13 protein-coding genes are annotated in these 26,349 nt (G+C 60.6%); 3 read left to right on the top strand and 10 right to left on the bottom strand.

Annotated elements, in window-relative coordinates; genetic code table 11:
* Window positions 1-9 precede the first annotated feature (9 nt).
* Window positions 10-984 carry a hypothetical protein gene (locus ACODTZ_RS18630; protein WP_489027161.1) on the bottom strand — a complete coding sequence of 325 codons (975 nt, stop codon included), beginning with the start codon at window positions 982-984 and terminating at the stop codon, window positions 10-12.
* Between the two features lie 168 nt (window positions 985-1,152).
* Between ACODTZ_RS18630 and ACODTZ_RS18635 the strand changes: the two genes are divergently transcribed.
* The 3 genes from ACODTZ_RS18635 (at window position 1,153) to ACODTZ_RS18645 (ending at window position 3,024) form a co-directional block, all read left to right on the top strand.
* Window positions 1,153-1,800 (top strand): helix-turn-helix domain-containing protein, encoded by a 648-nt coding sequence (locus ACODTZ_RS18635; RefSeq protein ID WP_413395166.1) that lies wholly within the window; start codon window positions 1,153-1,155, stop codon window positions 1,798-1,800.
* Window positions 1,801-1,862: 62 nt separating this feature from the next.
* Window positions 1,863-2,228, top strand: a complete 366-nt coding sequence (locus ACODTZ_RS18640) for a hypothetical protein (RefSeq protein WP_413395164.1) — start codon at window positions 1,863-1,865, stop codon at window positions 2,226-2,228.
* A 343-nt stretch (window positions 2,229-2,571) separates the two neighbouring features.
* On the top strand, window positions 2,572-3,024 hold the full coding sequence (locus ACODTZ_RS18645; protein ID WP_209191447.1) for a DUF2721 domain-containing protein: 453 nt from the start codon (window positions 2,572-2,574) through the stop codon (window positions 3,022-3,024).
* 289 nt (window positions 3,025-3,313) lie between these two features.
* On the opposite strand, the gene ACODTZ_RS18650 is transcribed toward ACODTZ_RS18645, so the two are convergent.
* The 9 genes from ACODTZ_RS18650 to brxC form a co-directional block, all read right to left on the bottom strand.
* On the bottom strand, window positions 3,314-5,854 hold the full coding sequence (locus ACODTZ_RS18650) for a DEAD/DEAH box helicase family protein (RefSeq protein WP_309588360.1): 2,541 nt from the start codon (window positions 5,852-5,854) through the stop codon (window positions 3,314-3,316).
* Window positions 5,854-7,656 carry a phospholipase D-like domain-containing protein gene (locus tag ACODTZ_RS18655; RefSeq protein ID WP_309588358.1) on the bottom strand — a complete coding sequence of 601 codons (1,803 nt, stop codon included), beginning with the start codon at window positions 7,654-7,656 and terminating at the stop codon, window positions 5,854-5,856. Before ACODTZ_RS18655 ends, ACODTZ_RS18650 begins: the two co-directional genes overlap by 1 nt.
* Before the next feature lie 11 nt (window positions 7,657-7,667).
* Window positions 7,668-8,870 carry a hypothetical protein gene (locus tag ACODTZ_RS18660; RefSeq protein ID WP_113944576.1) on the bottom strand — a complete coding sequence of 401 codons (1,203 nt, stop codon included), beginning with the start codon at window positions 8,868-8,870 and terminating at the stop codon, window positions 7,668-7,670.
* Complete coding sequence (locus ACODTZ_RS18665; RefSeq protein ID WP_488995018.1) at window positions 8,870-12,070, bottom strand: UvrD-helicase domain-containing protein; 3,201 nt, start codon at window positions 12,068-12,070, stop codon at window positions 8,870-8,872. The genes ACODTZ_RS18660 and ACODTZ_RS18665 overlap by 1 nt, the downstream gene beginning before the upstream one ends.
* 2 nt (window positions 12,071-12,072) lie before the next feature.
* Window positions 12,073-14,619, bottom strand: a complete 2,547-nt coding sequence (locus ACODTZ_RS18670) for a PD-(D/E)XK nuclease family protein (protein ID WP_309588354.1) — start codon at window positions 14,617-14,619, stop codon at window positions 12,073-12,075.
* Window positions 14,620-14,743: 124 nt separating this feature from the next.
* Window positions 14,744-16,825 (bottom strand): BREX system Lon protease-like protein BrxL, encoded by a 2,082-nt coding sequence (gene brxL / locus ACODTZ_RS18675; protein ID WP_309588352.1) that lies wholly within the window; start codon window positions 16,823-16,825, stop codon window positions 14,744-14,746.
* A gap of 7 nt (window positions 16,826-16,832) precedes the next feature.
* Window positions 16,833-19,340: a BREX-1 system phosphatase PglZ type A gene (pglZ, locus tag ACODTZ_RS18680; RefSeq protein ID WP_309588350.1), complete on the bottom strand. Its 2,508-nt coding sequence runs from the start codon at window positions 19,338-19,340 to the stop codon at window positions 16,833-16,835.
* Window positions 19,333-22,809, bottom strand: coding sequence for a BREX-1 system adenine-specific DNA-methyltransferase PglX (gene pglX, locus ACODTZ_RS18685; protein ID WP_309588348.1), 3,477 nt, complete (start codon window positions 22,807-22,809; stop codon window positions 19,333-19,335). The genes pglZ and pglX overlap by 8 nt, the downstream gene beginning before the upstream one ends.
* Window positions 22,809-26,348, bottom strand: a complete 3,540-nt coding sequence (gene brxC, locus ACODTZ_RS18690; RefSeq protein ID WP_489027167.1) for a BREX system P-loop protein BrxC — start codon at window positions 26,346-26,348, stop codon at window positions 22,809-22,811. The genes pglX and brxC overlap by 1 nt, the downstream gene beginning before the upstream one ends.
* Window position 26,349: the final 1 nt, after the last annotated feature.

The following is a 26,349-nucleotide window of genomic DNA, read 5'->3' on the forward strand; positions in this document are numbered from 1 at the left end:
CGAACATTGCTAACGCGGATGCGACGCATCCTTGATTTCACTGACCGCCGCGATGTCCTTGACGACCCGCGTCCCGATCGCGTCCTGCAGATCGAAGACGTTCTGCCCGGTCGTGTCGTGATCGAACCGCTTGGCCCATATCACCCGCCCGTCGGCACTGCGGATCAACCGCAGCTGCACATGCAGCGCATCGTCCTCGAAAGTGACATTGCCCTGCAGCGCAAACACCGCGTTCCCCGCCGCATCCGCGGGGGAAGAACTGGCCGGCGTCATGACCACGACGCCATCGAGCTTCGTCAGCTGCGAGATGATCTGGTCGTTGAGCCCCCTGGCGATCTCCGCGCCGCCTGAGGGAGCGCCGAGGACAGCAAGCGGCTCGACGATAACACGCACGCCACCCACCTGGTCCTGCGCTGCCGCCGGTCGGTCCGGCGCGGGCGCAAGATACTCCTCCAGCGGACGAACAAGCGCCAGCATGGCAAGCGCCGCGAAGACGGCGGGAACGCCAACCGGCACCAGAAGATCGCGATAGCCGGGCTTGCGCGCACTCCGCCCCGGCTGTGCCGAGCCGCTCGCCAAGCCTGAGCTCGCGGCGGGCCCATTCACCGCCCCCTGGGTCGCGGCTCGCCGCTCGAAACGCGGCGCGTAATGCCCCTTGGGAATGGTGATATGCACGGGGTCGCCACCACCGCTGACAAGGTAATAGCGCTCCAGCGCCCGCCGGATGCGGCCGGCCTCGATCCTGACGACAGGATCGCTCTGCGCATCGAAATCCGCGCCGCGACCGAACACCGCCTGCGCGATATTATAGGCGGTCAGCCGCTCGGCTCGACCATCGACCGCCTCTTCGACGATATAGCGCAGAAAACGACGGCCACGATCCGGCGCCTGGAACTCGCGACTTCTCAAGATCCGCTCGAGCTGGTCGATGATCTCGGCACGGTTCTGTTCGGCGTCGCGGTTCTCGCCGTCGCTCGCTGCCATCGATCCCTCCTGCGGAAAGACCCGGTCGTTCTGTGGGGCTGGGATTCTCACCTTGGGCCGTTATACACCCCGTGCGCGAAGTGAGCTTCCGTAGCACTACGTAAGGGGAATTTCGAATGTGCCGCGCCGCCCGATTTGCCTATTCTGTGGGGAATGGAGGGAGATACGATGTTGCATGTTCACGATCTGCGACAGGAGCCTATCCAAGTCCCCACGCGTCCGCGCGCTTTTGAACCTGCCGCCCATGCCGACCAGACGATCAGGCTGAAACAGGACCAGATCGTCTATAGCGAGGGCCAGAAGGTGCTCGCCTTCTACCAGGTGGAGGCCGGCGCGATCAGGATCTACCGGCTGATGCCCGATGGGCACCGGCACATCTTGTCCTTCTGCGCCAAGGGCGATTGGTTCGGCCTAGAACAGGGCGACTGCCGCGCCGACTTCGCCGAGGCCGTCTGCGAAGCAAGGATCCGCCCTTTCGCCACGACAGCAAACAGCACCCCCACGGGCAGCCTGCTCAACATCGCCCTTGCCAATCTAGCGAAGGCCCAGTCGCGGCAGCTGGCGATGATCGAACAGAGCGCCTTAAAACGCGTCGCCGTCTTCATCGAGGAGATGGCCGAACGTCACCCCGGCGAGAGCGAATTCGACCTGATGATGTGCCGCAGCGACGTCGCCGATTATCTCGGCCTGACCATCGAAACCGTGGCGCGCTCCTTCACCAAGCTGCGCGAGAGACACATCATCCGCCTCAAGGGCAAGCTGCAGCGGCGCGTGCAATTGATGGACAGGGACGCGCTCGCCGCCCTCGCGCTCTAGGCCTGGTGAACGCGCAACGACAAATCGCAAACGATATCGCACCGGAAAAACAGGAGATCTCGATGACAGATGCTGCGCTTCGACGTTCCATCAGACGCCTCGTGCCGGCATTGCCGCTAGCGGCCGCCACGATCGTCCTGCCCTATCTCGCCGGCACAGCCACGGCTTACGCCGCCGATGATCCCTTGAAGAGCTTCCCAATCGTCATCCACTGCCAGCAGAAGGATACGACCCACATCTTCTACCTCTCCAGAGTCACCGACGCTGGTCTCGCAACCTACGTCGCCTCCGATCGCATCGCCGGCACCATCTCGCTCGACGGACAGGCCAAGGCAGTCGTCGGCGGCGAAGGCGGCGGCAATTGCGTCGGCAAGACGCTCGCGGATCTGAGGGCCGCCCACCAGGCCTATGATTTGAAGCCGCAGTGAGACCAGCTCTGTGACACCAGCCAAGTGACAAGAGCTAAGTGACAAGAGCCACGTGATGTCGGCCAAGTAATGCCGGCCAAGCGATTCAAGCCACAGGCTTCCGCGCCGCTCAAGCCGTCGCGTCGCGACCAGTGCCGCGTCCACGATGCGCTCCGCCCTACCCGCGTACTGCACCGCCCCCGCACCCCGCCGCCAACAACCCAGCTTCGGCAATCTCGTTGCGGCCTTGCCCTATCGGGGCCGTCAGCGTTAGTGTCAGCCGACCATCGCAGCGATCCTTGCGCCAAGAAAGGCCTCTCAGGAGTATCGCGCCGATGCGCATGAGGCTTGCGAGGAGACGCCGATGGACGCCCCGACAATCGTCATCGACTATGCCGGGATCATCCAGACCTCGCTGGCGCCGGTCTTTTTGCTGGCGGGCACGGCGGCCTTCGTCGGCATCTACGCCACCCGCCTCGGGCGCGTCTCCGATCGGCTGAACGAGGTCGTCGAGAAGAATGAGCCCGACGACAAGCGAGAGCGGCAGCTGATCTATCTGCGCCGGCGCACTTTGGTGCTCGAAATCGCCGTCATCCTCGGCGTCATCGCCGGCATCTGCACCTGCTGCGCGATCCTCAATCTGCTATCCGGCGCGCTCGCCATCCGCATCCGCCCGCTGAACCTCGTCTGGTTCTTCGGCAGCGCCATCGTCGCCCTCATGCTCTCGCTGCTGGCCTTCCTGATGGAGCTGCTCTCAGCCGGCCGCAGCATCCTGCTGCAGATCCGCGACAACCGGCCTCCGAAGGTGGGTCGGTAAGTCTGTCGTGTTTGTTTTGGGAAAGGAAGATTGGTTGCGGGGGCTGGATCTAATCTTCACTTGTTGCCCGAGCAAGTAAAGATGGTTGCGGGGACCGGCATCGATCACAACTTGCAATCGACGCCGGTAAAGATGGTTGCGGGAGGCTGCAACCACCATTACTTGCGACCTACTAACATCCATTTTCCTATCAACGCCAAATCCAACTCGGGGAGAATGGTTGCTAAAAATAGCAGCTTTCATTCCGTCCTATTCCGAACAGCAGCGTGAGTATCGGTTACACTACAATTCAACCGCCACGTCTTCCCGGCGAAAAATCCGGCACTGCGCGCCGAACGCGGTCAGCGCAGGTTCGTTTGTCATCTGTCACCTCTGACCGACCTGGAACGGGACGTAGGACATCGCCATGCAACTGCGCCCTCAGTTCCAGCCAACGCGCCTTGAGAACCTGCCAGTTGTGATCGTCGTATGTGCCACTGACGACAACAGGGTGAACCCGAATGCGGGGCGGGAGACCATCACCATGATCCCTCCATTTCCGCCATTCGCGAAGCCAAAGACTGTTCTTGCGATCCACACGCCCAATCTGCTGCTCGACAATGCCGGGATTCCACTCCGCGTGCAGTAGAATCACTGTGCGACAGGCCTCATGCAGATTCAGGCCCTCACGCCCGACGCGGGATTGCGCGAGGAGCACCATCGGCCAACTGGACGACCGGTTGAATGCAGATTGCAGCATACGCCGCGTTTGCGGTGCGGTTGCGCCTGACATCATCCTGGCGAAGTTGCCCTCGCGCCCGGAATAATCGTTCAGCCAGGCATCCAGCCGGGCTTTCTGCGTATCGTTGTTCTCTGCTTCATCATCCCCGGCAAGCTCCATGAGCAGTTTTTCGAACAGCCCGAGCATTTCCCGCCCCGTCCAGGAAGCGCCCGCAACTTCCCGCCTGCCACCAAGTGCCTCGAGCAATGCCCCGAATTGAAGGTCTTGTTTGCCGTCCTCATGGCGCAGAATCTCTGACAGAAATGCGGCAGCTCCTCCCTCCAGCGCAAGGTCTTCCAACTCCCGATGAAGCCGTGCGAGTTCAGCCCGGCGCTCGCTCGCCCACTCCTGATAGCGGGTTTTCAACATCACATCGATTTCGTCGACCCCACCCGACACCGCAAGATCAGGATCCCTCATCGCCGCAATGACGGCTGCTATATTGCTTTCCCCGATCCCACTGGCAGGCCAGTGCTGTCCGTCTCGCAAACGACGCAGCATCTCACGCGCGTCCAGCAGTCTGGTCAGCACATTCATCGGCGTCAGGAACCTGCCGAAGACGAGCACTTTCTCGCCGGCCCGTGTATAGGCCTCGATTTGTCTCACAGCCGCCAGGATCGCAGGGTGGCTATAGATGTCGTTGCTCTCAGCGGTGAAAGCTTCCGTCCAAAACCCCGCCGGACCAACGAGGTTTGCATCTGTCATGCCTGAAGGGCTGTCTTCCTCATCCTCTCCAAAGCCGAACCCATACCCCTGGGCAACGGCGAGCCTGACCCGTTTCACACGCGGATCATCCTGAGGGAGTAACGACAGCGCCTCAGCCGCACAAAAGCGGCGCAACCAGTCACGGGTAAAACCGTCTGCCTCCGGTGAAACCGGGATATCGGTGACCTCACGATAATCACCATGACTGTCTTTGAAGACGCAGAATTCGGGGTCACTTCGTTTGTCCCGGCGCAGGACGTGTGGTCGCAATGCTGCGTAGAACTGCCGGGCGGAGGTCTCGAATTCCCCGGTCAGCGTCTCGTCCAGTTCTTCGGTTTGAATCCGACGAACAACATCCACATAGCCGGTGATCCATTCCGTCAGCTCTGCGAGCGCAGTAATATCCTGATCGTCATCGCGACCATTGAGTCGCTCCAGCGTGTCGATCCACTGGCTGGAGTCCAGCTCGACCGGGGTTGCGGTCATGCCCAGACGAAAAGGATCATCCGCTTCCCAGCTTACCGGGCCGAGAATGCGCGAAAGGCTTGAATCTGCGCCGCGCGCCTTGTGGGCTTCGTCAACGACTATGAGATCAAACTGACCCAGGCCATAGCCGATCAGCGGCAGGATCCTGTTCTTGTAATCGTCCGCCGAAAGCCATTTCTGATCGCCGTTAATGGCATCGCGCGGCAGTTCGTGGTCCAGAATCGTTTGGGCAATGTGCCGCGCCGCACGGCGACTGGCATATACATAGCCCACCTCACCCGAATGGAAATTTTCGCGCATGAAGTTGCGCCGTCGGCCGTCAATCAGGCGGGCGACGTTGGGTAAGAGTTCCCGGCGCCAGCCTCCAGCGGGGCCTTCTCCACGATTGGGAAACTGCATGTTCGCGAAGGAATGAGAGATCATTATGATCTCTTCGGCGGCCCAGCCGTTCTCCGGCAACTCACGCTGCTTGCGGCGATCCGAAAGCCACTCCTTATGGCTGTGTAACCGTCTTGCGCTCCCCTCCGCATCGGTATCGTGCAAGAAACCGGAGATGAAACCATCATAGCTGCGCAGCGGCAGCAATGTCTTGTCGTCGGCGTTGAACCGTTTCAGTTCCTGTTGCCATTGTGCCCCAAGGCCCGCGGGCAGAACAATGGCGCTGCGCCCGCCCGCCTCCCACACCGCTGCGATCAGCGCCGCCGCAATGCGGGTCTTGCCCATACCCACCTCATCAGCCAGCAGGGCCGAGCGTTGGCCCGCCCGGATACGGCACGCTAGTTCTGTGACACTCGCCTTCTGGCCATGATCTAGCAGGGTATCATCAGACGTCCCTGCGATACGATCCAGAATGCTCGCGACCTCGTTCCAGTCCACCATCACGCGGCCTCCCGTTCCCAGAGCGATGGGTAAGCGCTGAGCTCCCACGCGACGGACACTGCCAAAAGCGCATCTCTCAATAGGTCTGGCGAAACCTCTTCCGGGCGCATACGCGGATCTGCCAGAGCAGGCAGAGGATTTGCCCTGGCGTTCCGGAAGAACTCGAGCATCGTTTTTTCGCGAGACGCGATAGCGCAAAGGTTCTGTTGCAACTCCCGACACCACCTTTGCCAGTCCCGCGGGTCCAACCTTGCCTGTGTCTCACAAAGACGCACCAGAAGTTCCATCATCCTGCGAATGGGATAGGCAGCTGGCGGAGCTTCGGTGGTATCTGAGGCGTCGGTGAGCGGCTCTTCGCCTTCCTCACCCTCATCTTCGCTGTCAGCATCACCTGGCTCGGGAAATGAGCCAAGGCTGGCAAGGATATCTTCGACCGACATATCGGAGGGGCGAGCGACAACAAGTGCTTCGGAAGAAATGACAGGCAGCCGCCAGCCGCCCTCCGCGAGTGTCACAATCGCTGGAGCCGGTGCAGGCCATGGACAAGGTGTCTGGGCCTGAGCCGCATCGACACCAATCACCATCACCGATTTGTCTTCGGGGGCCGAGAGCACCCCGTCTTGCCATATAAGCCACGCAACTGGCGGCTGGGTTTCTGGCTCATCGGGGCGCACAAAGCCTTCCCCTTGCTGCAGGGCCTCGGGCGTCACCACATCAGTGAACTGGATCGGCAAAACAGCGGCGATACCGTTCCGCGTGTCTCTGCGTCGCGGCCATTTCAGTCCTCCCGGCAGATCGACGATCACACCTGCCTCAAGGTTTCCCCCGGCGCTTGCGGCACGCTCAAACCCGTTCATGCTCAGATTGCCGGATCCAAGATAAGCCCGTCCCGAGGCCTCGGTCTCGCCCGACGCCAGCACCACAAATTTTGCATGCAGGCACCCATCAGTTCCATGCAAGACAGAGCGCGGAGGGCGCAAGTTCCAGCCTGCGTCAATCAAGGCACCGGCCCGGGCAGCAAGCCCCTGACAGGAGGACGGGTTGAGAAACAGGTCGAGAGCCGCTGTTTTCGTCAGGGATTTCTCCTGCACCAATGCGCGGCGCAGTCGCTCTGGCAGGCCAGCAGCACCATCGCCGTCGCTCTCGAAATAGCCAGACCCGAGGATGAGACGGTCGGCCTTCTTTTTGGTACCCAGGCGCTCGATCACCTGAGGAAACAGCGCCTGATTGCGGCTGTCGATGAAGCGGGGACGCGCGGATGACCTGGGCAAGGCTGTGATCGCGGCCTCCAGCAGGGCGTCTGGCCGGTGCCCGTCAAAACTGCGTTCGATCAGGGCGCAATCTGCCCGCTCGCGCAGCCATCCAAACATCTCATGCGCAGCGCGGATATCGGCAATGTCCTGTGCGTCAGGCACAGCAGAGTCCAGATCGATCAACCAGAACAGGTCGATGCTGCGAGTAAGCGGATCCTGTGTCCAGTTCCCCGTGCTGACAGCGAGGCGAATGACATAGCCATCTCCGCCGCGCTTGCGAAAACCCAGAAGCGCCACCTTGGCATGGAGAAGGTTGTAGCCGCGTCCCACGAGGCGCATCCACATCCAGGCAAGTCCCGGAACGTCCGAGATCGCATTCACTGTTGGATGGATGAAGGCGGCCAGCACCGGGCGCGCCATCTCGCCTGTGAATGTTCGGCGGATCTGCCCCAGGACCTGCCGCGTCGCGGTGAAGCCGCACATAAGGCCAAAGTCGCCATAACAATCTTCGGGCGGCATGAAGAGGGAGTAGAGCGTCGTGTTCTGCATCAGACGGCCTCCTATCCCGCGTCACGGCTGCCCGGGTTCACCTTTCCGGACAGCTCCGTCACCAGACAATGAAGATTGTGCAGCCGGAAAAGCTGCGGCGCGAAGGCCTCGTCCTGAGGGGGCCGATTCTCGTCCTGGGTCTCCGAGCTGCCCCGCAACTCGCCCGCAGCCGGCCCGAGAACAATGTGGCCTTCGCACTGAAAAATTACGGTAGAATCGCGCGCGGCCAGCCTCTGGATCAGCTGCTGATCGGACAGATTTCGGATTTCCGCGATAAATCTGCGGCTAGTCTCCTCATTGCCCTGATCGACAAGCGCGCCTTTTGCCGAGGCCAGATCGCGCAATTGTTTCAGCGGCTCGGCGGCGACTTCGGCTGCCTCCGCTTCTGACAGGCGCACAGGCTGATTATCGTCGCGAAGCTTCAGCAAGTGCTGTTCCAACTGGTCCAACACCGACAACGCAGCATCGCGCAGATCCATAAAAGCCGCTCCTGCGCGCAAATCCGACCAATGATCCGGCGCCAGCCCCGCCAATGCGGTTTCCTGATCCAAATGCGCGGAGCTGGGGCCAGTGCCGAGGCGCGCCAGGGCCCGGCGCCGGGTCGAGCCGGGATCATTTCCGTCGAGCAATCGGGCAAGGATCAGTTTACGCACCGCTTCCGGGACAGCCCCAACCGGGGAAAGCACTGTCAGGGCCTCCTTCAGGCCATGTGGCTGCCTGCCATGCGCCCAGGCACCAAGCAAACGGCGCGGTTCTTTCATCGCATTCAGCTCCAACAGCTCTCTTCCAGCGCTATGTATGCGGAACGCGCCGTAGCGGCTGCCCTGCACGAACCCGAGTGCGACCAGAGGCTGCACCATCGCCATGCGGATCGGCTGAACCACATAAGTTCCGCGACGCCTGAGATTGTGGAAACTGCTATCCTTCAAGCCCTGCATCTTCCGCGCCCCTCGCACGCGGCGATCCTGCGGACCCGCGATGACTTCAAGCATGACACGCGCTTCGACCGCGTTGCCGACAGGCAGTGCCGGCACACCAAGTTCCTCGGCGATAGAGATCGCCAGAACCGACCAAAGGATGGGCATGGGAAACCACATGCCGCCGATTCCGGGGACCGCCCGATCATTGAAATGACGAACCGCCGCCGCAAGCCCGAGGTTCTGCTGGCGCCGTTGCGAAACCACGGTATCGGGCGCAAGTATTCCCCAGGGCATCAGTTAACTCTGGCCTGTGCGAAAGCTCCCGCCGACGCGCCCTCATCTGCCAGTTCCAGCCAACCGTGATCGACCCAGAACACCGCCACGCCCTGCAGCGGATGCTGCGGGTATAGTCCGGCCAACAGTCCAGCATAGCTGGAAAGCTGTGGCCAATAGGGGCCAAACCCGTCACCGCCGCCGCCGGATTTATGGTCGATCAGCATCGCGCCTGCCGGGCCGATGGCGAGAAGGTCGAGGGCTCCGGGGATCTCTGCACCCTCGGGCGTGTGGCCAAGCACCGGAATCTCGGCGCGCAGGTCCGTATAGCCCTGATCGGCAAGCCAGGCTTTCAGCGCCGTGGCGCGCTCGGCCACTAGCGCAAGAGTGGCGTCGTCAAGCCCGGTCGCGAGAGCCAAAGTCGGGGCCAGATCGGGCCGGGTCAGGTATGTGCGCAGCGCCAGATGCAGTGCTGTGCCGCGGTAGGCATCGTTCAGTGCCTTTGGCCAGGGTGCTCCGATGTTGATACGGCGGGACACGGGCGGCACCCCCGCACTACGGGTTTGCGAGGGCTGCAGCCGCCAGGGTGTCAGCGGTGTCACGGGCAACGGCGCAGCGGCACCGAATCGCAGCGCTGAGGCTGCCGCACCGCCTGCGTACTCGGTAAATCCCGCCTCTTCAGGCAGTTGCGTGATCAGCGCCGGGCAATCCACGCCATTGATGCGCAGGCTGCCCGCCCCGATCTGCGGCGCGCAAGTATCGGACAGGATATGAAACAGGTTCGTAGCCTCGGGCGCGTCTTCTTCGCGGTCCTTCAGAAAACCCGGCCATTCCAGCACCATCCGGTCACGGGCACGGGTCAGGGCGACATAGAGAAGGTTTTTCGCATTGGTTTCAAAATCGGCGCGGCGGTCTTCGATGAAACGGCGGGTCGCCTCGGGCGCGGCAAAGCCGGGCGTGTGGATCAGGCTCGCGGACCCCAGCACCACCGCCATATCGTCGATGCGGTCCAGGGCATCGAAACGGGTCGCAGTGGCCCCCGCACGTTCCTCAATGCCATAGTCGAACTCGGCGACGACAGTGATCGGCCATTCCCGCCCTTTGGAGGCGTGCCAGGTGACGATCTCCACCGCCTCGGCGCTGTTGGCGGAAGGATCGGGATGACGGTCGAAATCGCGCTCGCTCCCACGGGCGTCGAGCCAGCCGAGAAATATCTTGGCAGTCTCGCCGTGGAACCCCGAGGCGGATTTGAGATCGCGATGCGCGGCTTCGAACTCACCCGCCTCAGCCTCTAGCCGCAAAAGATCGGCACGGGATTGGGCGGCGTCAGGCTGACGTTCCGCCCAGAGGCGCAGGCCGGCGGCATCCAACACCAGATCAAGGGCCGCACCCACCGGCAGGCGGGCCAAAAGGTTCGACAGAGCGGCGAGCCGCATCAGCACCGGGTCATCCACCAACCGCCCTTCCATTTGGGCGGATAGCGCCTCCTGCAAGGGCAGCGGGTCCGCGCCAAGCGTGCGCAAGAGCAGCCCGGCATGGATATCCGCCGGATTGGCGGCAAAGGCCAGCGCGGCGCGGGCGGCAACAATCACCGGGCTTTTCGCCCAGCCATCCTCAGCGATCCGCACCGGAACGCCGCGCGCGCGCAATTCCTCGGCATAGCGGGCGGCGGTGGTGTGGCGGCAGACCAAGAGCGCGATATCCGAAGGCCGCGCCGGCCGGGCGGCCTTCGTGTTGCGGTCGGTGATGGTCTCAGTATCAGTCAGGATACGGGCGATGCGCTCGGCGATGTGTTCTGGGGGCTGCGAATACTTTTGTGAGCGCCGTCCCTGCGTAGCGTTCAGAACCTCGATCGCGGGACCTGCGACCGCATCGCGGGTCGGCGCCAGCGGGTTATAGCCCTGCCCAAAGAGGCCAGCCCCCATCGCATTGACGAATTGCATGATGGCTGGGGTCGAGCGCCAGTTGCGGTCCAAAGGCTGGGTCGCATCGGGGTTTGCCGCCGCCAGCGCTATGGATAGGCGCGGATCGGCGCCCTGAAACCCCATGATCGACTGTTTGACATCGCCCACCAGCAGTGTACGCGGCGCGTGCTGGCCCAACTGCCACAAAAGCGCGAATTGCACAGGGTTGGTATCCTGGAATTCGTCGATGATGACGCAGTCGATCTCGTCCAGCACCGCTTGCCGCACGGCGAGGTCGGTGCGGAGCAGGTGCTCAGCCCCGGTGATCATATCAGCAAAGTCGATCAGGCCGAGCGCCTTCTTGCGGGTCTCATAGGCCGCCATCACCTCTTGCGCGCAGGCGATCAGGCAGGACAGGTGCAGCTTAGCATCGGCCAGCGGGCCGGGATGGCAGGGCAGCACATCCGCCGCCGCCATGATCGCCGTGGCAAGGTCGTCATATCCCGCAGGCGTCTTGCTGGAGCGGTTAGAGATGAACAGGCTGCGCAGATCGTTCCAGACCTGCCAATCCCGATCCAGAAGATCGGGCGCGCGATCAACACGTTTGAAAAGCGCGAGGTTTTTCTCCAGCTTCTCGACATTGGTTTTGGCGGTGATCCCGGCCATGCCTCCCTCGGGAAAGGCTGCGATCATGACCTGCACGGCCGTCTGCAACGCGGTGGTCGCGGCGATAGGGTCATCCAGAACCGGCCCGTAAACCGTATCCAGCCGCGTCAGTGCCGGAGCGATCAGGCCAGCGTCACGCCCCTTGTCCCCAAGGCCGCGCAAGAGGTCGATCATCGATAGCACCCGGGCGCGCAAACTGTCTTCGACCGTCTCGCCCTTCACGAAGTTCGGGGCGTAACCGAACCGCTCGGGCGCGGCCTTGATCGGGTCCAGCGCCTTGGCATGTGCCAGTGCCTGACGGATCAGCAGATCCCGCTCGGCATCGCCCAGATGGCGCGGCTGCGGCGAGGCGCCAGCCGCCAGAGCATGTTCGGTCAAAAGCCGCAGGCCCAGTCCATGTATGGTCGAGACATAGGCGCGCTCGACCGCCATCGCCTCGGCGACCAGTCCATCGGCCAGAAGGCCGGCACGGATCCTTTCGCGCAACTCGCCAGCCGCGGCCTCGGTAAAGGTGACGGCAAGGATACGTTCGGGCCGGACAATGCCGCGTTTCACCCAATCGGACAGCTGGGTCTTGATGCGGTGGGTCTTGCCCGCGCCGGCACCCGCGGGAACGATGACCAGACCTTGATCTGCATTGACGGGGGCCATGGTCATTCCTCCTCGAGCGTGCGGATGAAGGCGGTGACCAGGGCCGAGCCATCGGTCAGCGCATATGGGGTGAAGCCGGCTTCTTTCTTGAAGAAGGCCGCATCCTCAGAGGTGTTCAGCACGACCCGTCCTGCACCAAGTTCGGCCAAGCGTTCCGCCAGCTTGGCTACCGCCCCGGCATTCACCGCATCGCCCATGTCGCGGGCGGGCGAGCCCTCGGGCAAGACCAAACCCGAAGTCAGCAGCCCGCCATCATTCATCAGGTGATAGGCGACCGCCACCTTGCGGCCGATCAGCGGGTCCATGCCATCACCCTCGCGCCGCATGGGCCGCGCTATCATATCGGCGTAAAGCCCTGCCTGCAGATCCCAGCCCGCCTCCATCCGCTGCCGTCGGCCCTTGGTGCCGCTTTTCTTGTGATCGATGATCAAGAGCGCACCATCAGGCAGTTCAAGGATCGCGTCGGCCTTGCCATGCAGATTGATGCCATGCGCCTCACCGGCCAGCCAGATTTCATTGCCGATGATCTTGGCATTGAGCGCCAGCAAATGGTCGCGCCAGCGCAGGGCCGCCGCCATGATCTCACGCTCCAAACCGTGGCGCTCCATCTCCCATGACGGGCTGCGCAGATAGCCCGCGTGACGGGTGAGCGCACGGTCATAGGCCTCGGCGATCAGTTCTGCCAGCGCCTCGGTTTCCGGGAACGGCTGATCCTTCAGGAAGACATGCTCAAAGACATCATGGGCGATATTGCCCCTTGCCATCACGTCGAGTTCTTCGGTCGACCAAGACATATCCTCGGCCCCAACCTCGGCCAGAAGCCAGGCGAGCGGGCTGACAAGCAGCGTCTCGAGCCGTGAGGGCGATTGCGGTTTGGCGGTGCCGTCATCGCGCCGACGAAGGGACAGAAGGTCATGCCCCGGGAAAGCAAGCTCCTCAGGCAATTCCGCGGGTTCCGGCACCGGCCTCAGATGGTGATACGCAATCGGCCATTCCGCAGGACTCTGACGCGACAGATCGGTGATCAGATCGCTGGCATCCTCAACGCCCGCCACCGCCCGTGCCACCAGCGACAACCCGGCCGAAGGTTGCAAGCGCCCGCCCGCCAGATCGCGCCATGGGATGAGGAAGGTGACGCTGCCGGAAACCGCCTGAAGCTGTTGATCAAGTAACGCGAGGCTTTGCGCCAGCCCCTCGGCCCGACCGCGAAGGTGAACGCCGGTTCCCGCGTGTATCGCAGCGATCTCGCTGTCAAGAAACAGCGGATTGGCACGCGGGCGAGTCGGGTAAAGCCCGTCGGTGAAATCGCTGACGATCAGATGGCGGCATGGGCGCCACGGGCTTTCATGCGCGGACCAGAGACTGACGCCTTCAAGATTGCGGTCGGGGTCCGCAACCATGGGCGGCGCGACCTGAATGCCACGCAGGATTATCTCCCAATCCGGCGTGCCTTCGCCGGGGGGGACAGTCAGCCGCGCGCGGACCTGATCGCCTTTTCCGATCCGCTCGCAGATCCGGTCCAGCAGGAATCGCAGCTGCGGCAAGCTGCCGGCCGAGGCGCGGATATCGTCCCACAGTTCCTTATGTGCGGGCGTGTCCGTGAGGATGGCGCCTCGGAAATCGCCACCCATGAGGCTTTCGGCAAGATCGCGCCCGGTCTGTGCCGCCCAGGGCATCAAGGGAGAAAGCGCGAGGCTCGCCAAGACCATAGCCGGAGTTGGCGGTCGCTTGGCCAGCGCCAGATGTAGCGCGGTCTCGCCAATGACATCTCGCTCGGGTAATTGGCCCGGAAGGCCCGAGAGCGGCACTCCCTGGGCTGAGAAAGCGCGCGCGATCTGGCGCAGATCATCGCCCGACAGCACGGCGATTTCACGGGCCGAAACGCCGGACTCAATCAGCGCCCGGGCTTGGGCGGCGGCGAAATCGGCGCAGGCGGCGGGATCGCGCAGACCATAGAACGCGAGGCTGTCATCCAGAACCCCGGCCTCGATATCCTGCGCTGAAACACCGCCCTGCAGCGCGTGCAGGCGGCTGCCGATTGCGGCCCGGGGCGTATAGGCGCTTGCGGGAACAGTGCCGAACTCGTCCCGCAACCGGGCAAAAAGCGCCTGCAGCGCCGCAGGAGCTAGAGGATCCAGCGAACCTTCAACCACCGGCAACGAGCCCAGGAACGACCCATGCGGCAGGGCCAGCACATGGGAAATCGGTGCCAGCCCCTCTGGCAGCGCATCCCCCAACCTTTGCCACAACGCGACCAGCGCCAAGAGATGCCGCTTGGCGCGGCTGTCTGGCAGGTGATCGACGTTCGGCACCTTCAGATCCGGCGTGGCCAGCACAAGATCCGTCAGCGCGGCGGTCACCGCCGAGATCGTCTCGACAGGCGCATTGGCAAGACTTTCGGCCCAGACCGGGTCAGGCGCCTCGGCAATGGCACGCCCCGGCGCCCATTCGGCAGAAATGGGGGCAAGGGACAATTCGGCAAGACCGGTATCGGTCAGGCGGTATTGCAGGCCGGAGCGCGGATCAGTGACGAGGAAGGGGTAGTGCATGAATGGCCTGCAATCTGCGGATCAGGAAAACTGTAACGAGGATGAGGGCTTGGGCATCGAGGTCGACTTCTTGCTTCCCGCCGAGCGCGTAGCCGAACCTGCACCGTCAACACGGTCGACGAAGCTAAAGGTTCTCGACATAAGTCACGTAGAAACCACGGACCATCCGGTGCTCCTGCATCCGTTCTCCCAGCGAGAAACCGTTCATCTTGCGAGGCGTTGGCTGGAAAATATCCAATCCGCGATCCAGAACCATCTTCCAGCCGGTATCCGTCGTGATGTCGCGTGCATGGAGAGTGCCGCTCCCATCAAAGGCCCATGTGAAATCGACACCCGTGCCTGTGCAGGCTTCAGCAATCCCATCCAGGCACTCTCGCTGCTCCTGGATGTTCCCATCGTCCGGAGCCGTGACAAGATGCACAGCGATCTGATCTTCAGGCTGTTTGCGCCGGATTAGCATCTCGATCAGTTCCATCACGTTGCGCGCCTGATGGAACTTCCGGATATAGGGGTCTGTGATGATAATCCGCGTCGCACCATCCGTCCAAGGACCAAAGATCTTGTCGAAACTGATGCCCTTGCGGTTTTCTGTGAAAACGACATGTCCGGGAGTTGGGGGTGAGTGCGGGGCAGCGGCAACGGCAGGTGCTGCGGAAGCAGCCACCGTTGAGACCGGCTCTGCCGGTACCAACCCAATCTCTTGTTGATTCATACCTTCACTACCATCGTCGGTTGATCGACGGTGGTAGAACTGGGGGAACTCCTCTTCCTCCAGCGTGGCGACGGCGCGCTTTGCGCCATCCGATGCGATGTAATGGAAATCTGCTGCCTCAAAGGTGCTGTCGATCCGCAGGAGCTGATCCTTCACCCGCTTTCGGCATTCAATCGCAAAGCGCAGCAGTTCTTCAACTTCGGCTTCTGTCTCGCCTCCATTCGGGAAGATCAGCTTCAGCAGACCTGACATGGTCTTGTTGATCGCCGCACGGTCCCGGATATGGGTCTGAACCGGAATAGTGAAATAGCGATCTGGCCGGTGTGAGAAATCCTCAGCACGCAGATGGCGCAGGATTTCGGCGAGATAGTCGACAATGAACCCATAGCCAGATGTGAACATCTCACCCCGGATGATGTCGACCTCCCATCCAGGCAGATAGGCGTGCAATCGATCGATAAAGGCGCTGTCGTGGAACTGCGGCGGCAAAGCTTCGAAGAGGTCGGTATTTTTCAGCATCCAAGGCACGTTATGGTCCGTGTTGCCGACAAAGGCGAAGCTGGCCTCGGCGCCCATCGGATTTACACCACGAGAAAACTGCTTGTTCGCCATGTAGTTCTTCATGATATCGACAAGCGCCTTGTTGGCCGTCTTCTCGCGGCCGGCAAATTCGTCAAAGGCCACGACATCCCAAAAGCCGACCAATCCGATCCGGCCATTGGAATTGTTCACGAAAAGCTTGGGAACCGTGATTTCACCGCCCGAGATCAGCTGACCATGTGGTGAAAACTCGGAATAGATATGAGATTTTCCCGTCCCCTTGGGACCAAGCTCGATGAGGTTGTAGTTACGCTCAACAAATGGCACCAGGCGCAACAGTTGCAAAAGCTTTGACCTGCGCCCGAACAGTGACGGATCAAAGCCGATGCTCTGCATCAGCAGATCGATCCATTCCTCGGTGGTGAACTTGTCCCGCGTCTCGCGATAGCCGTCATAGTCCACACGGGCGATCTGGATCGGTTTCAACGTGTCGATGATCCAGGGGGAGATCCGGCTGTCTTCCGAAAATTCGTACTGCACATCGGCGATGCACCAAATACCCGTAACCAGCAGTTTCGGGTGCGCCTTTACCGTGGCGCTGTCGATGGCAACCCGCTTGATACCGAGGTTTTCAAAGACCGCCTCATAGGCATCGGTCTTTTCATTCAGCGCCACGCTAACCTGATCGATGACCTTGTAGCGGCCACGCTCCTTGATCGTTGATTGTACCAACCCCGCTTCGGAACGATGGACGTAGTGCTTGCGCAGGATGTCCTTGACCGTTTCAATGCCTGTCGCAATCGAGGCTTCGTCATCGGTCGCGCAATACTGGCCGAGAAGGTATTCGAGCACATAAGTGGGGACAATGGCGTTCCCCTTCACGGCCTTCACCAGGTCCTTACGGACCACGAAACCGGCAAAATGCTCATTGATCTTGTCATCAAGGGTCGACATCGGCACCTCAGAAATCGAAATCTGTACTGATCCCGCGTTTCAGCAGCAGCGGCTGCGAAGCGTGATCTTCGAAATGGCTGGTCTTGCCGATGCGCGTTCGCAGCTTCAGGAAGACTGTCTGATTGTTATAGGCGTCTGCCGCCCTGGACAGCAGGAAGCTCCGCGACAGCTCACGCTCGCGCGGGTTCTCGGACGCGAAATCGAACTCCAGCTCGGCTTCGTCAGAGATGAGTGTTCCATCGTCGGCAAAGATGGCTGCATGCACCTGCCGGGGCTGCTGCTTGTCGGTCACTGGCTCCGCCTGATAGAAGGTGACTTGGATCTGGCCCGTGGTGATCTGAGCACGGGGTGGCGGAATGATCTGCAACGAAACTTGTCCGACATCCTCTTTACGCTGCTTGCCGACACGCAGGACAGGCAGGACAATCTCCTGCAGGCTCGCCCCACCATGGACAAAGCGGCTGCCTGATCCTTTGACCCGCAGGCGATTGATCGAGTTCGGGATCAGAATGTCCTGCTCACCTTCCAGCCCAAGCTGCGCGGCCGAGAACTTCTTCATCCCGCCGCTGCTGTTGAGGCCTCGGCCGATCACGAAGCGCCGGTTTCGTGTAACGATCTCGCCTTCCGGCTCGCTCAGCGCGAAGCCGCTCTCTTCCAGAGCCTTGTGCTGCCACAGGAAGCCGTGATCGGCGGTGATCAGGATGTTCGAGAAGTTGGCCGAGGTCAGCTTACGCACCAGCTTCACCAGATCCTCGATGGCATCCTCTGCCGCAGCGGGGACATTTTCCTCGGTGGCTAGCTTGTCGCCAATCGCGTCAATCTGGTTATGATACAGATAGAGGACATCATGATCCCGGAAGAGGTCTTTGCCCTCCCATGATCCCAGATTCATGAAATCCTTCGCCGCGAGAACCTTTACCCGGTCTCCAGCCCGGCCCGCAGCAAGCACCTTTTCACGAGCGGCGGCCCCCATGGTGCTTTCACCGTCCAGCAGTACCAAATCATTGTCGTCGCGGATCGCCAGTTGTCGGTGCGGCAACAGCGCCGCCATGCCAAGCTGGGTATAGCTTGGCAAAATCCCGATCATCGGTTTCAACTCGGCATCGAACCGGTTGAGCTTGCGGATTTCGCGCAGTGCCTCTTCGGCCACCTCATAGCGCAGCGCATCCGAGATGATGACAACGACCTTTTGATCCTTGCGCCGGTATTCAGCGGCCTGTTCCCGGTAGAAATCCACCTGACGCGGAAAGCCCGGGACAGCCCAGTCCGTAAGGCGGGCCACCTGATCCTGCCAGGCATCGTTCAGCTTGAGCACGAAATTCGTGGTGTAGCGGTTCTCAACCGCCTCATAGAGCGCGGACAGCAGCCCCGACTGACCGCTTTTCTGCATGTGATAGATGAACTTGCGATAAAGCTGGTCGAGTCGGAACCAGCTTGCGGAATAGCGCTTCACACCATCGGACAGGCTGGTCATCGTCAGATCAGCCTCGGCCAGCGCCTGCTGAAACTCGGTCGCATAGCCAATGGCCTGATAGACATCGGCGTAGCGGCTATACCAATGGCTCTGGCGGCGATCGCGCACCCATTTCAGCACATCTGTCGCGGACAGGCTCTGCCGGGCCAGGCCCTCAACGATGGCGACGACGATCCGCCGATCCACTTCCTCGAAATGATCATGCGGGATGAGGGTGCGGAAATCGCGTGAAGTCAGATTGTCCCTGATCTTCAGCACGTCCTGATAATCGCCCGACAGTTTCTCGAACGCTTCACCCCACCGGCGCGATGCGCTCCATCGGCGGAACATCAGCGCGGCATGGGTGTTCAGGGGGGCAGCTTCTCCCATCGCCCGCGCCCAGGCGCTGCAAAACAGCGTGATGGCGAAATCCTGAAAATCCGGCGCATCCGCCTCATAGCCATAACGCGCAGAAACTTCCTTCCAGAAGAACTCCGCCAGCCCGACCCGATCCACCAGCTTCAGCGCCTCATCACGGCCTTCAGCCAGCTCGGCCAGCAACGCCTCAATCACCGTATCGAGATCGCCATCCGCACCAGCGCAGACTGCCAGCATCTTGCGGCGGACATCGCTGGCGCTTTGCGAGGGCCGCTCGCGCTCGATCGCGCGCAGCGCTTCCAGCCGCTTGCCGGAACGGTAAAATTCGGCGTGATCACGGACGGCGGCTTCGTATTTTGCGGGGATGCCGAGATCCGCCACCCAGATCGCCGCCTGATCGGCGCGGAACACGGCGCTGGCCAGTTGCACATCCAGCAGCCAGTTCTCGGGCATCGGCGGCTCGGGGCCGTCTTTATATAGCAGGAACCGTGCCTTCGGCTCCTGCCGCAGTATGCGGTATTTCAGGCCGAACTCGTTGTTGGCAATCTCCAGTTTGGTGACGCTGGGCAGGTCAACCGCGTCGAACGTGGCGCGCAGATCGCGGGCGGCGTCATACCAGAAGACTATGCGGTGCCCCTGATCCTCATAGAGGCGCATCAGGCCGGCGGTGATGCGGTCAGTCATCCGCAACCTCCAGCCCCTTGATCGGCTTCAGCGCACCGGCGAACAGCGGATAGTTTCGCTTCACGCCGTCATCCAGATCGATGGCGATCTTCTTCTGCGCCATCGGATAGACGACATCGCGTTCCCATTCGGTCAGCTCAGCGATTTGCTTGATGACCGTGGCTGTTTCCTTCTGCGCCTTGGTCTGCTGGGCGGGCGTGGCGGCAGGATCGACGGCCAGCTTTTCCAGCCGGGCGCGCTCCACCTCCAGCTTATGGATGAATTCGCGCACATATTGGTTCAGCACGACCGAAACCGTGTCAGGCCGGTAGCGGTGCATATAGATCAGCGCATTGAAGCTGCCCTTGGGGCTGGAGAACATCCAGTAGATCGGGCGCTTCTTGTAGCGACGCAGATGATAGTCGAAGAAATCCTTGGTGAACCACTTACGCAGATTCTTGCCGAGGGCGGCTTCGATGAAGGCGAGGTTTTCGCGGAACTTCGTCTCACCAAAGGTCACGCGCAGGAAATCGCGGGCGCGGGTGACGATGTCATCGGCGAACCAGTCAACATCCAGCACCGGGATGACGTTGTCACGGTCGGGGGCAAACGTCGGCTCCGACACGCGCGCCAAATATTCCTCAATCCCTTCACCCTGATTGGCAAGGATTAGGCCGGGCGCGTCGAGGCTGTAGCGCCCGAACATGCAGCCCACGGCATAGTGGAGAAATTCGGCCATCGTATCCTGCAACAGCCGCGCCTCGCGCTCTTCTTCCGTCCCCTTCACACCATAGCGATAGGCAGGGTTGCAGGTGAGCGTGATTTCCTCAATTGGCACCTCGGGGGTGAGTTCGTCTTGTAGGCCATAGGCGTCGATGAAGATGCGGTTGTTCTCTTCTTCAAGCCGCTGCATTTCACCCGTCATTCCCCGCCAATGGACGCGGAGGTTAGCGTAGGTAACCGCCAGCGTCTCACCGCGATGGTCGGACGAGAGCAGCGGAACGACTTGAAACTCTCGTGCTCGCTCGTTGTGTGCCCAATCGGCTTCAGACAGCGTAATGATCTGTTCTGTCGTCGAGTGAGCCGATGACAAAGCTTCTGCGACAACTGGAAGGTTCAATACATCGTTCGTTTGTACGTTGATTGTTGGACTCAATCGCTCCAAAATCTCCATACTGACTTTCGAATTTAGAAATCCAATTGCTCCAAACTTAAATGTATCCTTAACTCCGTCGCGAAGAAATACTGAAGGACCACCCGTTTCGGCGATCATTCCAGACTGGAACCATCGGAAAGTTGGCCCCTTCGAACTAACTTTTGTCCAGGTAATTCCATCTCTATCCCAAAGATATTCCGGAGATATTCTGGCGACATGATCCTTCCGGTAATGGTCGCGCGAGGCCGGATGCCAATCAACTGACACATCCGTGTTTCCAAAATGCTTTCTGCTTTCGCCGCCCTTTATGCATGTTCGGAAGCAATTATTGTCGTCGCGCTTATTTTTCGAAATTTCCCAGTGAAAACGTAGAAAACGCTCATTGTCTCCGGTTTTTGTTAAGCCGTCGCTGAACAGAAATGTCGAAATATACTCTTGTCGATGATAGGCGCTAATGATCCCGTCGCTCAAAGCATATGCGAGCGGCTTTCCGGGTACATCCGAGAAATCGTTTAGAGATGCTCGAAAACGATTTGCTGGCCGTTCCCATTCTCCGAAGAAAAAGCTCTGCTTATCTACAGTCGCAGGTACATCGCTGAGGTCGATGTAACAACCTGACGCTCCGGTGACCCCGGTTTTTAGAATGAAGCCTGTACCCCGGTTATAGACATGCCCTTCTGGAAAGCAGTTCCAGCCCACGTGCAACATTCCAATCACAGATGCCGTTTGGGACATCCAGTCCCTAAACTCCTCGAAGGATGAGATAAACATCCAGCTATCCAGAGTAACGAAGGCCATTAGCGTTGGCCGATTTGACAGCAGGGTTGCGCGGATGATGAACGAAGTCATCAAGTCGTTCTTACCCTCTGGAAAGACCCTTGTGATATAACTAGAAAGCTCTTCGTTTAGCCCTTTAGCGCCAGCATAAGGCGGGTTGGCCACTACGACATGATATTTCGGCGACAGCGCCTCAGCCATGTGCAGCAATGCGATGACGCGCTTTTGCACCTCCTTCAGCAGCAGGTCGGAACCGAAATCCCGCGCTTCGACGACCCGCAGCGTCTCGGCCGGATCGCGTAGCTTCGGCATGATCAACGAGCCGAAGTTCTTGGCCTGCTCGAACTGCCCCAGCGTCTCGCGCAGTTCATCGGTGAACAGATCCTTGCCCACCACGGCGGCCACATCCTGCATCTCGGCGGGCGTGAAGTGCACATCCTGCAGCACGACGATGTCGGGCTTCGCCTCCATCCGCAGGAATCGTCGCCGACCCAGCTTTGCCGCCGCCTTCATCGACAACGCGAAGGCCGCCAACGCCCCGGCGCGGTCGTCAATCTCGATACCGGTCAGGTTGTGCTTCAGGATCAGGCCGGGAATATCGGCCGAGTCATGGCCTTCCTCCGCATAGATTTCGTAGAGCAGGTCAAACGCATAGGTCAGCATATGGCCCGAGCCACAGGCCGGGTCGCAGATGCGGATATCCTCGGGCCGGGTAATCCGCAGAAAATCCGTCTCCGGCTCTTCCGGCGCGATGTAATAGTCCATCTTCGCCGCCAGCTTCGATTGCGGACGGTTCAGCAGCCACAGCCGCCCCAGCGAGTTTTCCACCAGGTAGCGGACAATCCAGTGCGGGGTGAACAGCTGTGTTGCGGCGGGGATATTCTCCGCAGTGATCTTCTGGTTCTTCTTCAGGCCTGCAAAGACCTGATCCTTCTTCTCGCTGATATAGAACTGGTACAGCCAGCCGATGATCTCAACATCCTGGCAGGCCTCTTCCGTCATCACGTCGCGCAGGCGGGCAAGGATGCTGTCCGGCGACAGAAGATCGTCGGGTATCAGCAGCTCGGTATAATCCTCGGCCCGGTTGAGCATATCGGCGCGCTCGAACATATAGGGCATGGCGCCATGCCATTCGTTGCAGGCATGGATCAGCAGCAACCGATAGGCTTCGGCCTGCCCGTCATGGGCGGGACGGGTGCCGTTCAGATATTCGGCGATCTCGGGCCGGGCACGATCGGGCAGGTTGCCCGCCATCGCCTCGGCCAGAATTTCTGGCCGGGTGGCGCCATCCGCAGGCGATACCACGCGCGGGTTGGTCAGGCCCGTGACATCCATAAAGCGCAGTGCGGTGAAGCGGTTGAACCATGTATAGGCGGCCTGTTCGATCACCTGGGCGCGGTTGTTGTTGGCGGCGGCCTCCAGCTTCGCAACTGCTTTGGGATGTTCGCGGCGCGCCGCTGCGCCTTCGGCCAGCACCATGTCCAGCCGGGCGGTGACCTGATCGATCAGCAGGTTGCGCGCACTTTGCGCAAATTTCTTCAGGGCGTTGGTATCCATCAGACAATCACTTTCTTGCCCGCGCCGATCTCGGCCAGCAGGGTCTTCTTCATCGCGTCGAGGTAGCGGGTCACATCGTCCTCATCTTCGAGATAGGTTTTCGTGAAGGAAACGGTGATCGACTGGGCTTTGACATATTGGGGTTTCACCGGTGCCGGCGGCACATATGGCGCTGGCTGAGGCTCGGCCACGCCGCCAGCAGGCTGGGGCTGCGGTGCCGGTGTTTGCGCTGGTGCTGGCGTGAGTTCCGCAATGCGGGTCAGCGTGTCAGCCAGAAGATTGGAGCACACCTCGGTCGCCAGATTGCGCAAGGCCGGGATTAGGCTCTGTGCGGCAAGGCCCGATTTCCGCGCAGTAAGCTCTTCGCGAATGCGTACCTGCTGCTCGGGCGGCAGTGCGCCAAACTCCGAAGTCTGGGCGACTTTTCCGGCAACCTCGTCAATCGCCGTGATGACAGCGTTGCGCTCAGCCAGAACGGTTTGCTCGATACGCTCCTTAAGGGCGTAGAAATCCGCCTTCAGTTCCTGAATTGCGGTGCCCTTGTAGCACTGCGGATCCTCGAGAACCTGACGCAGTTTTTCGGCGGCGACACCTTCGGCATAGCCAAGGTTCTGTTCCTGCCTGCTCAGAAAAGCACGCACTTCATCGTAGATTCCTTTTTGCGGCCCGCGCATGAAGCTGCGGACTTTGTCGAAGACATCCTCTTTTGCATCAAGCAGCTGATCTTCCTGTCCGATCGGGCCGGTGATGAACCAGGTGGAAGACTGATCGCGCATCCCATCCAACAAGGTGCGCAGGGGATCGAGGGCGGCGGCAAAAGGATAGGCTGCAATGGCACGGCTCTCCTGCTCGACATCACCAAGCAGCTTGCGCAGTTGCGTCTGCCACTCCGCACCCAGACTGCGCGCGTCATTCCCCGAGGCGGGAAGATCGAACAGCTCCTGAAACAGTTCGCGCGATTTGCGGATCTGGGCGGCAGTGAACTCGATCTGCGGGGAAAGCAGAATGTTGCCAAGGGCATGGCTGTTGCGCAGCCCCTGTATCAGCGCATCGCCCTCCAGGAGAGCGCTGTCGGCCCGAGCTTCGAGCTTGCCGCGCGCAACAAGGCTCGCGGTCAGGCAGAGAACCGCGATGGCGGGCCAGCCATAAGGTTTTGCTCCGAACTTCTCGACCAAAGCCTTGACCGAGACCCGCGTCCCAAGGCGCATCTGAGCCTGAGCATGATTCAGCACGTCCTGCTCGGCTTCAGTCAGACCGCTGCCTTCGCCTCCGAAAAGCCCGCCATCGACGCGTCCGGCTCGCCCAAGATCTGCTTCGGTGTAAGTGGCACCGCGCAGGACAGGCAGGCTGGTATAGACCTTGTCGACCAGGACCTGGAAACCTTTGACCAGCCGATCCTGCGGATCTTCGCCGCCGATCTCCAGCTCGGCACCGCGCACGAAAAGGCGAGCATCCGCGATCAGGCCGCGCAGCCGCTGCACCAGTTCCTTTTCACGCCGTGTATTCTGGTCACGCTTTTCCGCAATGATACGATCACGACCGGGTTGGGCTTCCCCGCTGGTGACCTGACGCGCAAATTTCACGGTCTGGAGCCAGAGGACGAGATCGCGCGTGAAGCGCACATCACGTCCCAGCAGGACAACCATCTCATCGCTTGCCATGCTGTTCGAGCGAACCACATCCGGCGCGTCGGAATCGTCGCTGAAGGGTGAGATGATGTTCACCGACAGCTCATGCTCCCGGTTCAGGCTGTGCCCGTCGAGCTTGCGGGTAAAAGCATAGTCCACACCCGTGCCAGCATGCTTGATCTTGCTGTGACGGAGGATCGCTCCAAACGCCAGTTCATCGAGCTGCCGTTCTATCTCGGCGGGATCGACGGCAATCGCCTTGATCTCGGCCTCGACGTCCTTTTCTTCATTGGTGAGGAATTCATAGACCTCGCCGTTGCGCTGGATCAGCGTCTGACGCTCCAGAAGCGACAAAGCCTCCTCGATATTGCGGCGCTGCTCGGTCTGGTCCGCCTCGAACCGGGACAACAGGAGGATCGATATGTTGCGGGCAGTCGGTTTGAATTCCTTGACGTATTTGACAAGGAACAACACCTTCAGCACCCGCACGGCAAAATCATCGCCAAGGTTCTTTTCAGCCAGTTGAATTGACTGCTGAACCGATGATTTCAGGGCGGTACGGATCCCCTCAAACATCAGGTCAAAGGTCGCCAGCCCCCCAACCGGCGTGTCGGCCAGCTTTTTGGCCACCTCCTGAAACACCCCCAGCATAGAGCGCTCGCCGACCGAGCTGTGCTTGCCCTCAAACGCGTTATGCTGCGAGAGGCCCATGATCGCGCGCTGGAACAGGTCATACTGGTAGTTCGGGAACGGGTAGCTCGCGACGAACTGGTCTTTTCCGGAGAAGTTCCTGAACTTGAGGGAATTATCTCCAAAATCGAACAGGGTGCGCAGGTTGTTCTCCTCAGCATCGTAAAGATTGCCAAGGGTGATCTGACCAGCCTCGGTCTTAGCCAGAAGGCGGCGCTGGATGACTTCGGCCACATCCTGGGAATTCAGAGGCATCCGGTTGGCGAAGCGTGCCTGAATTTTCGAAAAGTCATTTTCTTGCTGCGCGGTCAGATCCCCGATAACCGAACCCATGTCCTGCTGGGCAGTGACAACAATCCAGGCCTGCCCCTTGCACTTAGTGTTCAGGCTTTCGGCAATGGTTTGCAGGTTCGTCATGAGCTTGACGTTGTCAGCGATATACTGCCCCACCTCATCGACGAAGAAATTCAGCCGGAACTTCGGTCCCTGCGCATCGATCCATGACTTCACCATATTGGCAAAATCTTCGATCGAGACCTTCGTATCCTTGCGATACTGACCAAGAATATCCTTGACCTCATCGCCCGTGACCTCGGCAAAGGCGGTGGCAATGTGCTTGCCTTCCATCAGAGCCTGTTCGCGCCCGCGCTCCCAAGGCTTTCCGGAAGACTGCGCAAAGGCCGCTTTGAAGGCATCGAGCTTGCCGCGGCTGTCGAGATCACGCTCGAACTGCGCGATATGCGGGAGCTTGCCATAATAGCCGCACATCTCGTCAAAGACCTTCTGGAAGACGGCCAGAAGTGCATCGACATCCGTCTTCGAGATCACATCCGCCTTCTGGTCTATATTGAACAAGACCGACCGGGACGGGATCGACACTGCCTTGCGCAAGGCCCCCGCCAGCATCGGGTTGCCCGCGAGCTTGCGCTCAAATATCTCGATGGCGTGCTGCCCCTCGACCTCGTCGTTCTCCAGCAGAAGAGCGAGCATCTTCAGCAGGTGAGACTTACCTGATCCGAAGAAGCCCGAAATCCACACGCCGTTCGCGGTATCGTAATTGTTGTAGGCGTCGAGGAATTGCTCCAGTCGGGCGCCGATCTCGTTGGTGATGACATATTCATCAAGCTCGGTCAGGAGGCTGGCCTTGTCGTCAGCCTTGATCACCCCATCGATCGAACGGTCGACCGGCTTGGCAAAGATATCACGCAGAAAAGTAGCCATC

This window comes from Rhizobium sp. FG113, assembly GCF_057809895.1.

Coding starts and splice junctions, on each gene's coding strand:
- ACODTZ_RS18630 (WP_489027161.1), bottom strand. CDS start 984: ATGGCAGCGAGCGACGGCGAGAACCGCGACGCCGAACAGAACCGTGCC.
- ACODTZ_RS18635 (WP_413395166.1), top strand. CDS start 1,153: ATGTTGCATGTTCACGATCTGCGACAGGAGCCTATCCAAGTCCCCACG.
- ACODTZ_RS18640 (WP_413395164.1), top strand. CDS start 1,863: ATGACAGATGCTGCGCTTCGACGTTCCATCAGACGCCTCGTGCCGGCA.
- ACODTZ_RS18645 (WP_209191447.1), top strand. CDS start 2,572: ATGGACGCCCCGACAATCGTCATCGACTATGCCGGGATCATCCAGACC.
- ACODTZ_RS18650 (WP_309588360.1), bottom strand. CDS start 5,854: ATGGTGGACTGGAACGAGGTCGCGAGCATTCTGGATCGTATCGCAGGG.
- ACODTZ_RS18655 (WP_309588358.1), bottom strand. CDS start 7,656: ATGCAGAACACGACGCTCTACTCCCTCTTCATGCCGCCCGAAGATTGT.
- ACODTZ_RS18660 (WP_113944576.1), bottom strand. CDS start 8,870: ATGCCCTGGGGAATACTTGCGCCCGATACCGTGGTTTCGCAACGGCGC.
- ACODTZ_RS18665 (WP_488995018.1), bottom strand. CDS start 12,070: ATGGCCCCCGTCAATGCAGATCAAGGTCTGGTCATCGTTCCCGCGGGT.
- ACODTZ_RS18670 (WP_309588354.1), bottom strand. CDS start 14,619: ATGCACTACCCCTTCCTCGTCACTGATCCGCGCTCCGGCCTGCAATAC.
- brxL (WP_309588352.1), bottom strand. CDS start 16,825: ATGTCGACCCTTGATGACAAGATCAATGAGCATTTTGCCGGTTTCGTG.
- pglZ (WP_309588350.1), bottom strand. CDS start 19,340: ATGACTGACCGCATCACCGCCGGCCTGATGCGCCTCTATGAGGATCAG.
- pglX (WP_309588348.1), bottom strand. CDS start 22,809: ATGGATACCAACGCCCTGAAGAAATTTGCGCAAAGTGCGCGCAACCTG.
- brxC (WP_489027167.1), bottom strand. CDS start 26,348: ATGGCTACTTTTCTGCGTGATATCTTTGCCAAGCCGGTCGACCGTTCG.